The sequence below is a fragment of the Paenibacillus sp. genome, from assembly GCF_031177825.1.
Lineage (GTDB): Bacteria > Bacillota > Bacilli > Paenibacillales > YIM-B00363 > Paenibacillus_AE.
This window is the reverse complement of sequence record NZ_JAPSKE010000003.1, coordinates 314,632-328,169: the sequence shown is the minus strand read 5'-3', so window position 1 is coordinate 328,169 and position 13,538 is coordinate 314,632. Positions and strand designations below refer to the sequence as shown.

General features: G+C 48.9%; 9 protein-coding genes and 1 pseudogene. 1 reads left to right on the top strand and 9 read right to left on the bottom strand.

Going from position 1 to position 13,538, the window contains the following annotated elements; genetic code table 11:
* Positions 1-209 precede the first annotated feature (209 nt).
* The 9 genes and pseudogenes from RIN49_RS05585 to RIN49_RS05545 all read right to left on the bottom strand — a co-directional run bounded on the left by RIN49_RS05585 (position 210) and on the right by RIN49_RS05545 (position 12,331).
* Positions 210-2,474, bottom strand: coding sequence for a glycoside hydrolase family 3 protein (locus RIN49_RS05585; protein WP_309119170.1), 2,265 nt, complete (start codon positions 2,472-2,474; stop codon positions 210-212).
* A 105-nt stretch (positions 2,475-2,579) separates the two neighbouring features.
* Positions 2,580-2,759: pseudogene (locus RIN49_RS05580) on the bottom strand (fibronectin type III-like domain-contianing protein); the annotation flags it as partial.
* Positions 2,760-2,907: 148 nt separating this feature from the next.
* Positions 2,908-4,443 carry a sulfatase gene (locus tag RIN49_RS05575; RefSeq protein ID WP_309119169.1) on the bottom strand — a complete coding sequence of 512 codons (1,536 nt, stop codon included), beginning with the start codon at positions 4,441-4,443 and terminating at the stop codon, positions 2,908-2,910.
* 20 nt (positions 4,444-4,463) lie between these two features.
* On the bottom strand, positions 4,464-5,231 hold the full coding sequence (locus RIN49_RS05570; protein WP_309119168.1) for an MgtC/SapB family protein: 768 nt from the start codon (positions 5,229-5,231) through the stop codon (positions 4,464-4,466).
* An 85-nt stretch (positions 5,232-5,316) separates the two neighbouring features.
* A complete protein-coding gene (locus tag RIN49_RS05565; RefSeq protein ID WP_309119167.1) occupies positions 5,317-6,867 on the bottom strand; it encodes an ABC transporter substrate-binding protein in 1,551 nt (516 codons plus the stop codon).
* A gap of 57 nt (positions 6,868-6,924) precedes the next feature.
* Positions 6,925-7,812, bottom strand: coding sequence for a carbohydrate ABC transporter permease (locus tag RIN49_RS05560; protein ID WP_375295211.1), 888 nt, complete (start codon positions 7,810-7,812; stop codon positions 6,925-6,927).
* Between the two features lie 15 nt (positions 7,813-7,827).
* Positions 7,828-8,700, bottom strand: coding sequence for an ABC transporter permease (locus RIN49_RS05555; RefSeq protein WP_309119233.1), 873 nt, complete (start codon positions 8,698-8,700; stop codon positions 7,828-7,830).
* Between the two features lie 260 nt (positions 8,701-8,960).
* On the bottom strand, positions 8,961-10,589 hold the full coding sequence (locus tag RIN49_RS05550; protein WP_309119166.1) for a response regulator: 1,629 nt from the start codon (positions 10,587-10,589) through the stop codon (positions 8,961-8,963).
* Between the two features lie 14 nt (positions 10,590-10,603).
* Complete coding sequence (locus RIN49_RS05545; protein WP_309119165.1) at positions 10,604-12,331, bottom strand: sensor histidine kinase; 1,728 nt, start codon at positions 12,329-12,331, stop codon at positions 10,604-10,606.
* 178 nt (positions 12,332-12,509) lie between these two features.
* Between RIN49_RS05545 and RIN49_RS05540 the strand changes: the two genes are divergently transcribed.
* Positions 12,510-13,514: a LacI family DNA-binding transcriptional regulator gene (locus RIN49_RS05540; protein ID WP_309119164.1), complete on the top strand. Its 1,005-nt coding sequence runs from the start codon at positions 12,510-12,512 to the stop codon at positions 13,512-13,514.
* Positions 13,515-13,538: the final 24 nt, after the last annotated feature.

The following is a 13,538-nucleotide window of genomic DNA, read 5'->3' as shown; positions in this document are numbered from 1 at the left end:
ATGAATATTGATAGGAGGATTTATCTTAAGATGCAACCGGGGCGAAATCCAATCTTTCAAGAATCGTTCATAGGAAATGGCGGGGAAAAGGATTCAGCCCCTTATCCCGGGGGCGACGGGGTCCTCGGCGACGCAAGGACGGTGTTTTTTTTAACGTAAACGATGTGGTTATTGTAAGTAAACTTACTCAGGAACGGTTTCATGACGGATTAACGAGGCTCCTCGCGGTACCTCTTCCTTCTGCCGTCATCGATCGCGCCGCCCCAGTTCAGCCCAAATCCGAAATCATACGCGTTCCCTTGCGCATCGATATGAACGGCCATATCGTGCGGTACATCCTCGAACTGCTCTTCCACGGTCTTCATATCGGCAGGCAACTGGGTCGGCAACAGGGCTGAAGGCTCGGCGGCGCCCGTTGCGATGTCTAGGAGCGCCTGAACCTGTGCGCCGAAGTTAACGAGTATCGCACTTGCCTCGCGCTCGAATTCGGCGACGACGGTCGGATTGCCGAGCGTCAAAGATACGATGACCGGTTTTCCCTCGAGCAGCCGCTTCGTCTCCAATACCATTGCCAAATCCGACGCGTTCGTAACGGTCACCGTCTTCCCTCGATACGTGCGGTTCAGCACGTCCCGAGGATCGCCCGCAATGCTGGTTTCTCGCGCATGTTCGGCCGTATATGGTCGGTATTGCAGACTGATCGGCACGTACCCGTTCCCGCCGGCCTCCACGTCCGCTTCACTGTATCCGTACGTCGTATGCGGGCTTTCGATAAAGACAAGTCCCGCGTCGGCGTCTTCCGGACGATCTACGACTTCGAAATAACGGCCGACGAGTTCGAGGTTTACCGGGTAAGCGTCCACCTCCGGCGTCGGGAACCCGAACCAGTTGAAGCCCGCAGGACGGTAACGCTTAGGGATATACACCTTCGTTCGTTGCGTTAGCGGCAGAACTCCGCCCTCGTTCTTCAGCAACACGATCGATTTCAGCTGCGCCTCGTATCCCGCTCGCATGTATTCGGAGCATCCCACGATGGCGGCGGACTTCTCGGGAATTAAATACGGATTCTCGAACAAGCCGACCCGGAACAGATTTCGCAACAGTCGAACTGCCGATTCTTCAAAGCGACGGCGCATGAACGCTTCGCCATGTTCCTCGACGCCGATGCGGTACGCTTCGAGTATCGGTCCCGCTTCGTTGTTACCCCCGAATTGGTCGACGCCCGCCATCAGCAGCTTGTAATGGCGCTCCGCAACGGAAAGTCCCTCTTCCACTCCCCAGCTTCGACCGCCCGGAAAGAGCTTCGCGATCTCCGCGGGCGGATGATCCGTGATCCCCCAGTCCGTGCATACGACGCCGTCGTATCCATAGGTTCCCCGAAGCAAATCGTTAATTAAAAAAGAGCTATAGGAATTGCCGACGTTTTCCCCATATTTCGAGTCCTGATTATAGGAAATCGTATAGTACGGCATGACGGCGGATGCTTGACCGGTCGGACCAGCCAGCCGAAATGCACCTTCGACGAACGGAATCAAATGCATTTTGAAGTTGTTTCCCGGATAAACCGCGAATTTCCCATAGCCGAAATGCGCGTCTCTCCCCCCTTCGCCCGAGCCGCCGCCCGGCCAATGCTTCGCCATGGCGTTTACGCTGTCGATGCCCCATCCATCGCGGATTTCCGCTTCGCCGGAGGACGTCTGAAACCCGTCGACGTAAGCGCGCGCCATGTCAGCGGCAAGGCGCGGATCGTCGCCGAACGTCATGCCGAACCGGTTCCATCGCGGATCGGTCGCGATATCGATTTGCGGAGATAGCGCAGTCGCGATCCCCAGTGCGCGATATTCCTTCGCCGCGATTTCGCCGAACCCTCTTATGATTTCCGGGTCGAACGTTGCCGCGAGCCCCAACGCTTCCGGCCACATCGAAATGGAGCCGCCGGCACCGGCGTTGAACTCCTTCGACGCGTCCGCGCTATGCCGGGGATCGGAGCTGTTATTCGCGGGGATGCCTAAGTCGGTACTCTCTGCCAGTTGCTGCAGCTTGTTGTTCCACCGGGCCGCTGTCTCGGCGCTCTCCAACGCCGTTAACAGTACGTGACGCACGTGATCCTTCGTGAGGAATTCGATCTGCTGATCGCTCAATTCGTCCGGGGACGCTCCGCTCTCCTCGAATGGCTTTCCGCCATAAGTCGCCGGGAACCATCCTAAGCTTCCCGGGATTGCTTGGTGGCTGCTATACAGCATCAAACCCGCGATTTGCTCAATGCTCATCTTCGAGGCCAAGTCTTTCGCGCGTTCATCCGATGGCAATCGCCAATCCTCGTAAGGGTCGATCTTCCCGTCTTTATTTAAGTCCTTGAATGCTAAGCCGTTCTGATAAATGATCCGGACGCCTGAGCTCCTGGATAACCCTAAAGTGGGTCCCCCTTCATTACCGACGAAATGAATATCGACCGCTTTCACGTTTAAACTCAATTCCCCTACGCCTCCCTAGGATAACCAAGGCCGCAGAACGATCTTCGGCGGTCTCGTTCACGATTACCGTTTCAACTCTTGCAGCAATTCCAACGCTACGTTATCGAACGTTATTGTCTGTTTTTCTCCCGGATTCAGTTCCATTTTGGCAAAGCCTTTCAGCTTCTTCGCCGGCCGAATGACCGAACTCTCCTGATCCTTGACGTACAGCTGAACGATTTCCTTTCCCGCTACGTTGCCCGCATTTTTTACTTTCACCCGAACGGTCAACGTATCCGTATCGGTCCCACGGGCACGCTGTCGAATAGTCCGAATGGTCGGTTCAAAGTCTAATCCGGAGCACATCCCGGCTTTTTCCTCTAAAGTCATCTGCGCAACGATGTCGCTTAGGTTTTTCTCCATTCCGCATGGCCCCCAAACCATAAACTTCTGTTCAGCGCGTAAAGCCCATTCTATGAAATAGCTCCGGCGGCGCTTGCAGCTCCGAGAGGGCCGTGTGCAGCAAATCCCTCATCCTTCCAAGCAATTCAGGCGACTTATCGATCCGATTGTCCTCCTGCCGCGGATCGTTCTCCACATCATACAGCTCCGTGGCAAAGCCGCCCCTCATATATTTCTTGAACTCCGGCGGAATCTTCACTTCATATTTCCATACCGTTGCATCCGTATAAGGCAGAAACTTCCCGCTTTCTACTTCATCCGGAACATATCCGGGTAGAAAAAACGCCGCCGGATTCATATACATGGTCGAATAATTAAATACGGGTACATCGTCTTCCGGGGCAACATGGTACGTATGTTTTCCGTCGGTAATGTTAACGGCTTGACCGAAATATCCGTAAAGCGCCCAATCTCTTACTTTCTCTCTTTGTCCGAGGAGGATCGGGAGCAAGCTGCGGCTATGCACCTTATGCGAAATATCAATATTCATTGCATCCAGTATGGTGGAATAGAAATCTATCGTCGCAGTCAACGCAGAAACTCGACCGCCGTTATGAGCCCCTTTCGGATGCCAGATCAAAAGCGGGATATTCGCCAGCACGTTATAAGTATTACAGAACGGTTTGCCGATCAAATTCTTATCGCCTAAATAATGCCCGTGATCGGATGTAATGATCACCATCGTACGGTCCCACAAGCCGTGTTCATCCAGTTTATCGAATACTTTCCCCAACCATTTGTCCACCAAAGACATTTTTGCCGCATACTGAGATCTGATAAACGATATTTGCCTATCGCTTAACGCGGTGTGCCCCGTGTCCGTTCTCCCGGAATGCGCCCACATCGGCAAATCCGGGTCGTGGATATCCTCTTCCGTATACCTCTCCGCATAATGGTCCGGGTTGTGAAACGGCTCATGTACGTCAAAGCTGTCAACGACAAGCATGAATTTCTCGTGGGAATGGTTTTGCTCCAACCAATCCGCGGCACTCGTAAATACTTTCGGCGCGAAAAAATCCTCTTCCTTCGAAAAGCCTCTGACGTTCCTGGCGTAAGCCGACCGGTCGAACGGCCCCGATTGATTTGGGTTGTAATTGATTTTCCTTAGAAATCCTTGATCCGCTTCTCCAAGAGGTCCCGTCTTCCAAGGATCCAGCTCATGGCCGCGGACGAGGTCGAATCCGCGGTAGTCATCATAATATCCGTGACTGTAGCCTTGGAAAAAATGAAACTGGTCGCTGATGAATTGAGTGACGTACCCATTCCGGCTCGCAGCGCGGGCAATAGGTACGTCATAAGGCTCCACCGGTCCCCATCCGCGCCATAAAAACTCTTGAATCCCGGTGTACATTTCCCTGCGGGCCGGCATACATGGCAAGCTACCGCAATAATGCCTGTCAAACACAGCGGACTTTGCCGCAAAGCGATCCAAATTCGGCGTCTTTACATCGATATCGACCGACTGTCCATAGGCGTTAAGAAAATGTTTGTTCAAGCTGTCGATTGTAATCATAATGACATTCGTCAATGTCGATTCCTCCTAAGACATCATAATGAAGCGGAAGATCCCGTAGATGCGTAGGCTTGAGATTCTCTTGGTATCTTTGGCGTCTCGAAGGAAAGGATCCCTTCTATCTTTGCTAATGCATCGATTGCCTCTATCAATCGCTTGGGGTTCGGTTTATTCAGTACTACCCTAATCATGCAAACCGCCTCGTCAAGTTTCCCTTCCATTTCGCTTTCGAAGGATACATTTGCGATCTGCAAACCATAAAGATCAAAGACTTCGGTAATCTTCCCGACTGCGCTTGAGCCGCGCGCCACTTTCATTTTCACTTCGTTATGATTCCGCCTTCTATGCATCCGTTTTTCTACTTTATTTAACAAAAACAGGATGATCAATACGAGTACCGTGATCAACGTTGCGCCGTAATAAAATCCGGCCCCCGCGCATAAGCCGATCGCCGCAACGACCCAAATCGATGCCGCCGTCGTAAGACCGGAGATGTTGACGCCCGTGCGAATGATTGCGCCGGCACCTAGGAAACCGATTCCCGAAACGACTTGCGCCGCAAGGCGTGCCGGGTCCATCCGAACATTGTATTCATCGGCAAAATCGCTAAAGCCATAGATTGACAAGAGCATGATCGCAGCGGAGCCCACGCAAACCAGAAGATGTGTTCGAAATCCGGCGGCATGGTGATTCCATTCTCGTTCGATACCGATTAAACCGCCTAAAAGCAGCGCGACGACAACGCGAAGCGTCAAATCGAGGTAAGAGATTTGCCAAACACCGGCGGTTTCGATGATGTTCAATTCGTCTTCACTTCCCGTAATGAATCACAATGTAAGGAAAAGAGGGGCAATAACGTCGGTTACGACGATGGCCCCTGCCTTTCTTCTACTTCTGCGCTCCCGCCCAGGCGTTAAGCTGCTTTTGCTTCTCTTCTATCACCTTATCGATTCCGGATGCCTTTAACCGAGAGATGAATTCTGGCAATGTTCTTTCCGGATCCAGCGTTCCCGTCTCCAAACCGATTTTGAATTGTTCGATGACATTCGTAACGGCTCCCACTTCTGTTCTTACGGGCGTTGCGTCGAACGTAAAGCCCAGCGCCTTGGATTTTTTCGCATTCTTATTGAATCGATCCGTTTGTACCCAGATGTCCGGCAGTTGGGTCGGCCAGACATAGTTGAGGAACTGATTGCCGAACATAAAGCTGCTGTTGTTCATGTTATATCCGACGCTTTTTACATCCACGCCTTCCGGATAATCGATGACGCTGTCGGAAACCTTCACATAATGCTCGCCTTCGATCCCCCAGTTGAGCAGATTCACGATTTCTTTATCCGTATAAAGCAAATCCATGAACATCATCGCTCTTTCCGGATCCTCGCTGCCTCTTGGAATCGAGTGCATAAAATTCGTAACGTGGGACGTTGCGGACATGGCATCCGTAAGCGGAACCGCCACCATCTCCATGCCCGTTCTGATGCTTTGGGACTCCGCCGAGCCGACCTTGATCACGTTGAAGAAGGAGAATGCCCGGTTCGCCTTGACTACATCATAAGGTTGCTCTGTGGACGTGGCGGCATCCTTCGAAAAATATCCCGCCCGATACCATTCGTGCATCTTGTCCAGCAGCTCTGCATATTGGGGAAGCTCGTACAAATTTTCAACCTTAAATTCGGCACTATCTTCTTGAAGGATACCCATCCGGTCTTGCAACGGATCATAGAAGGCTAGCATATCAACCGGCGTTGCGGTCGTCATCGTTGCGATCGGAATCAAGGACGGTTCGTTGTCCTTGATCGTCTCGAACACAGCATCCAAATCGTCGATCGTTCGTATTTGATTCACATCGATCTTGTATTTGTCCAATAAATCTTTCCGCATGAGAATGCCGCCTTGCGTAGCCATATCCTTGTTCGTCGGGATCGCATACTGAATGCCGTTGATCTTGCCTGCGTTCAAGTAAGCGGGATCCAGCAACCCCGTTATTCCAGGGCCGTGCTCTGCAAGCAATTCATCAAGAGGAAGAAGATGACCGCTTGCGGCCTGGGTCGTGTAACCTAATAAGGAGGAGGTCGAGATCAAGTCGATTTTCTCGTTGCTTGCAAGCATGAGGTTGACTTGCTGAGCCCAGGCACCGAAGCTGATCGGTTGCAGCTTTACCGTAGCATTGATTTTTTCCTTCGTGATCTTGCTGATTTCCTCCGCAACCCGCGGTATATCCGCAGACTCATTCCCGATGATTACCATATTGATTTCATACGGCTTTAATTCCGGTTTTGCCGGCTGTTCGGCGGTTGGTTCCTTCGTGCCCGCTCCGGCCGGCGCTTCTCCTGCATTCCCCGGCTGACTTCCTCCCGAAGTGCATCCAACGGCAAACAGCGAAATGGCTATGACCGGCGCAAGCCCCCATAAGAACTTCTTTCCTGGTTGATTCATGGACAATCCCCCCGCATTGTAATTTTATGCAAAACCGGCGAAACGCCGGGGAAAGCTTTATCCTTTTACTGCCCCGACGGTGAGACCCTTTACAAAAAAACCTTGAAAAAAAGGGTAAATGACCAAGATGGGGATGACGCCGATGACCGCGATGGCCAGCCGAATCGTCTCTGTAGGAATACCCGCCGTCAGATCGCCCTGCGCTGCTCCGAAGTCCAAACTCGCTAAATATTGAACATCCAGCAAAATCCGATTGAGCAGGTTTTGTACGCTATACAACTTACTGTCGGTCAGAAAGATGAGCCCATTGAACCAATCGTTCCAATAGTTGATCGTCTGGAACAGGCCGATCGTCGCGAGAATCGGAAGCGACAGCGGAAGCACGATTTTAACGAATATCCTCAATTCCCCTGCCCCATCGATTTTCCCCGACTCAATCACTTCATTCGGAATCGTGGTTTGGAAGAAGGTCCTCATAATAATGACGTAAAAGGCGTTGGTCAGCAGGAGCGGGAAGATTAACGCCCAAATCGTATTCTTCAGGTCGAACAACTGCGTGTACACCAGATACAGCGGCACCAGCCCGCCGTTAAACAACATGGTGAAAAAAATAAAGAACGTCACCGCGTTACGCATCGGCAGATCCCTCCTCGATAACGGATAGGCGAGCAGCGAAGTAATCGCCAAGCTTATCGATGTGCCGATCAAGGTTACAAGAATCGTGATTCCATATGCCCTTGCGATCCTGGAAGCGTCATTCCATAAATACGAGTAGGCTTCAAAGCTGAGTTCCTTAGGAATGAACGAGTATCCATCCTGGATAATGGAAGCCTGCGACGTTAAAGACGATGATACAAGCAATAGAAAAGGAAGAATACAAAGAATCGCAAGCAAGGCCATCATCACGTTTATTACCAATTGGTACGAACGTTCCTTCGTTTTCAAATCAATTCCCCCCGATTAGAATAAAGCGTTGTCCTTGTTGATTTTCCTTGTAATATAGTTTGCCGCAATGACAAGGAGGAAACCTACGACCGACTGGTATACGCCGGCAGCCGAAGACATCGCAATGTCGCCCAAGGTAATCAGCGCGCGGAACACGTAAGTGTCGATCACGTTCGTAGTATCCAGCAACGCTCCCGAATCCAACGGCACTTGATAAAACAACCCGAAGTCGGAGTAGAAGATACGTCCGATTTGCAACAACGTCATAATCATAATGACCGGCGCGATCAATGGAACCGTAATGCTCCGAATTTGTTGCCATTTGCTCGCCCCGTCGATCGTCGCGGCTTCATAATATTCTTTGTCAATACCGACGATGGCCGCCAAGTATACGACGCATAAATAACCCGCCGTCTTCCATATGTTTACTATTGGCAAGATGAACAGCCAATATTTCGCTTCGCTGTACCAAAAAAGATCCTCCATGCCCAACATCGGAAGAAGCGTTCTGTTCACGAATCCGGTCTCCATGCTTAACATTGCATATACCAAATAACCGACAATAACCATAGAGATCAGGTACGGAAGCAATATGAAGCTCTGATACAACCGCTTCAGAATCTGATTTCGCACTTCATTCAAGATAATTGCCGAAGCAAGGGCGGCTACTAGATTAAGAATAATGAATGAGCTGTTATACAAAAGCGTGTTCCTTGTAATGATCCACGCGTCTCTCGTTTTGAATAAATATTCGAAGTTTTTGAACCCTGCCCAATCGCTTCCCAAGATCCCCTTCGCAAAATTAACATCCTTGAAGGCGATCACAATCCCGAACATCGGCAGGTAATTATTGAGCGCAAAATAAAGCAGCCCGGGTACCATCATCATGAACAGCACACTATATTTTCGATAACTCTTCAGTTTGTCACCTATCGATATTCGTCTCGCCGCTCCCGCTTTTCCCACTCCCATAACTCCCCTCGTTTAAAGTATCGCCTCTGTTGTTAAGTTTAATAGTATAAAACTCTACTACCCTCATCTATCGCAAACCCGACCTGTTATTGAAAAAATCCGGACCATAACGCAAAGAGGCTGCTCATAAGCGGATGAATATCATCGGCTAATGAGACAGCCCCTCTTCATTGACATTATCGTTCCGCGTTCTTTGCGCGATAATCCTGGGGAGTCAACCCAAACTGAATTCTGAACATCTTGGAGAAATAGGAGAAGCTGCTGAAGCCTACGGAAGCGGCAACCTTACCGATGGAAACTTGGGATTTCGACAGCAGCTGCGCCGCCAACTTCATTCGTTCCTCAAGGATATAGTCATTGATTGACATTCCCGTCCTTTTCTTAAACAATCTCGCCAGATAATCGGGATTTAGATAGACGCTATTGGAAATATCCTTACGCGACAACGATTGTTCCAAGTTCTCGGCAATGTAATGCTTCACCTTATCGATAATGGTCTGCCCTTCTTCTACTTCCCGAATATACTTTGCCGCTTGATCCACCACACGGCTAACCCATTCCATGAGGTGCACGACCGAACGAGTAGCGGCCACCGCTTCTTCAGGCGCTAACAATGGGTCAGAGGATATTTGATGCGCCTTTAGCCCCTTTAATCGAAGCGTGTAATACATCATTTGCGTAAAATCTTGATAAAAATGCTGGAGAAGCTTGGCGCCCATTCCTTTGTTCCGTTTTAACGACCCGAGGTACGCCTCTACATCGGAAAGCAGCTTGTCCTGCTCTCCTTGCTTCAGCAGCTCGGCCCAAACGTTCAGCCGTGTATCGTGAATGCCCGAGTGATCGCCCGTCGCAGTTTCCTCATAGTGATCCTTGATAAGAAACTCGCAGTTCATCGTTGAAACATTATTCTTATGAAATGCGGATAAGGATTCAATTTTGTTGACCATTTGATGGATGTAAACAGGATTTCCAATATAACAAGAAAGATCGCAATGAAAATAATCGTTACAAAATTGAATATATAATCGGCATTGTTCCCTTAAGTCTGTTTCGCCGGCGGTCCCGGCTACCGCGCACGGCAATATGGCTAACAGCTGGCCTCTGTTCCATTGAATCATCTGTCCGCCCTCATAATACTTGAGAAAACTATGCTCGGCTGCGTTGCGCAGAGCATACTCCATGATCTTCTCTTCCCTTAACGTCAATCCTTGACGCCACCGATGAACGCCGATGAAAATCGGCAGAAAGCGCATATCATCCGTATATGGAATCCTTTGATTTTCTAAAACGTTTCGAATTTGTTCCCTATTGGAGGATATCGTTCGGTGTAACAGGTCCAGCCAAAACCGCTCGACGATTAACGGATGGTGCGTTTTCCATAATTGATAGTAGTGCTTGTAATTCAAAATGAAATCATCTTGCTCTCTCTGTTTTTTGATATTGTCTAACGCTTTCTGAACGACGGCTTCCAATTCCGAATATCGAACAGGCTTTAGCAAATAGTCCAGGCTTCCCAATTGAACCGCTTGTTTGGCATATTCAAAGTCGGAATGACATGTCAAAAAAATCGACTCCTTCGAAGGGTAATGCTCCCTTACCCAGCGTAACAGCTCGATCCCGCTCTCCTCGGGCATCTCAATATCGCAAATCATGAGATCGATCGGAAACTTGCCCCATATTTCCTTGGCTTGGCGCACATTATAGGCCGTATGAATCGAGGTGACCTGAAACCGGTCCCAATTCACCCCGGATTGAACACCTTGCACCGCATGATATTCATCGTCCACGATAAGCACCTGATACATGTATATCCCCCATTTTACAATTCGGCTGCGATCGGTAAGCGTATTCGTACGGCGGCCCCTTGTTCCATCCCATTCATAAAGGTAATTCCCGCATTCCCGTTAGGGTACAGCAACCGCAATCTGCGTCTCATGTTCCATATGCCGATATGGTGACCTTGACCCGTTTCTAGATCGATACCTTGTTGCAGCTTGATAAGGACTTCCGCCGGAAACCCTTTCCCCGTATCCTCAATTTGAATCAGCATAAAGCTTAGATTCTCCGGGTCGGCGCAAACTTGAACTGCAATATGCAGCGCATGGTCCATCGAGACAGCGTGTTTCATCGCATTTTCCACAAAGGTTTGACAAACAAGCGGCGGAACCATCCCTTTCAACAGCTCATCCTGGACCAATAGTTCGAAGGTTAGCTTCCCCGGAAATCTCATTTCCTGAATCCGCAAATAATTGCGCGTATGCTCGATTTCATCCTTAAGCGGTACGAAGGTCAGGTTACTCCGAAACATGTAGCGGAAGTACCCTACCAAGCTTAGGGTCATCTCCTGAATCAATTCAAAATTTTTGACCTGCGCAAGTTGATAAATGATATTGAACGAATTCAAGAAAAAATGGGGGTTGATTTGCAGTTGCAGATGTTTCAGTTCTGCTCGCTGATGGTTCAACTGCTCTTCATAGACGCTGATTTTTAACGCTTTGATTTGCGACACCATATGATTAAATGATTCATTCACGATTGCAAATTCGTCGGAGGTTGCCTTGGGCTCGATTCGAGTCTCCCAGTCCCCCGATTTGATTTTTCTCATCGCGGTAACGACACGTCTCATAGGAACAAGTACCGTTTGCCTTAAAAATATATAAACGATCGGTAACACGATAATCGTTCCGATGATAATCATATAGGCGATTCTTCGAAGATAAGGAATATTCTCGAGGATCTGTCTCTCATGAATCACCGCGATCATCGTAAAATTACCCAAGCGTGAGTCCGCGCTCACAGTTATAAATTCGGAGTTAGCCCCCGTCATGTTGTAAGCGCCTTCAACTATCTTCAACTCAATTTTATTTTCGGTAAGGAAGGGATCCGTTTCCACAGGCACTCCATCTTGATTCACCGCCACGATTTTCCCCTTCTCTCCCAGGTGGATCGCATCGAAGGGAACCATAAGCTTATCCATATTAAACAAGGCGCCTACATACACATTCCCATACTTTAAGAGTCGGTAGAGCGAAGGCTCCGCGCGATCGTTATACAGAAACCATCGATCCTCATGTATCGAATCGTTGCTGTTGAAGATGGATAAAATTTCGCTTTTTAATACATGCTGATCTTTGGAAGACAATGGGTGGTTTTCCGCTGTAACCAAATCCTTATTTTTCTCGGAGTAGATAAAGATCATGTCTGCCTTCTCATAATTGACGACATCCTTAGAAAGCTTAATGAACAGTCTTATTCTTGCCATGTTGTATAAGGTGGGATCGTCGACCTCGGGTCGATCCAAAATGAGAAGATCCTGCTCTTGCGCAATCAAGCTGTATAAATATTTATCTACATCCTCAAGATTTTTGTCGACCACTCCCGTATATAAGCTCAGCAAGTTTTTGTTCGAGTAAGCGACCTGGTTCCGAATGACCTCTATGGTATAGACGTTGTAGTAAACTAGCAAAGTAATAAGCGGTAAGACAAGAATGACAAATACGGATAGTATTTTTTGCTGCAACGACGAGAACAGCTTCAGATCGTCCACCCCTTTTCACGTATTCTAAGTGAATGGATATCGATCAGCAATGGGAAAATAAACGAATGTATTTCAAAAAAAGGTTATTGTCAACGCTTTCAGAGGTGTGTATTATAAGGATTAACCCATTTTGGTAACGTTACCGGAAACGTTACCAGGATAAAATTCTAGAATAGGGTGAAACATAGTGGCCACTATTAAGGACGTAGCAAAATATTTGGGCGTATCCGTTTCGACAGTTTCGCGCGCGCTTAACAACCATCCTGATATTCGCGAAGAAACAAAGAAACAAGTCCAGGAAGCGATGGAAACGTTAAACTATACGCCGAATGCGCTTGCGCGAAGCATGATTCACAAGAAAACGTTCACGATCGGACTAATGATTCCCGATATTGCCGATTCGTTTTTCTCCGGCAACGCTAGCGGGGTGGAAGAAGCGATGGCGAAGAGCGGACATAGCGTCGTATATGTAAGCACTTCCCGCGACCCTGAGAAGGAGAAACGGTTTTTAAGCAGCGCGGTAGAACGAAGATGGGACGGATTGATCGTCACGCCCGACAATATGGATGAACGCTTTATCGACATGCTTCAAAAGCTGGAAATCCCTGTTGTATTTCTACGTCGGAAACCGCCGAAGGAACTTAAGTTCCCTTTCGTTGATGCCAACCACTACGACGGGGCTGCTCAACTGACGGAACATCTAATCGGTCTTGGCCATAGGAATATCGGCTTTATTCAATTGCCGTCGCAAATCGGGGCAGAACGTTTCGAAGGATACTTAGATACCATGCGCAAACATGGCCTCCTTCCTCTCCCCAGTCTTATTGCCAAGGGTGGACGTACCTTTGCGGACGGTCGCAGAGCGATGGAATCCTTATATGCCGCCAACTTGGGTCTTACCGCAGTGTTTGCCGGAAATGATTTGTTAGGGATCGGAGCCTTAGAGTGGTTGGCTATTCATGAGATTCCTGTACCCGACCGAATTTCCGTCGTCGGCTTCGATAATCGGGATTATTCCAACCTGCATTGGATCCAATTAACGACCATGGAACAACCGATTATAGAAATGGGGCGAAAAGCTGCCGAATTGCTTCTTCAAATGATCTCGAATAAAGAAAAATACGCGGATTCCGTGCTTATGGAAACACGTATGATCACGCGAAAGACGACCAAATCGGTAAGCGAAGTTTGAATATCGACGATCCTATAAGGAGGA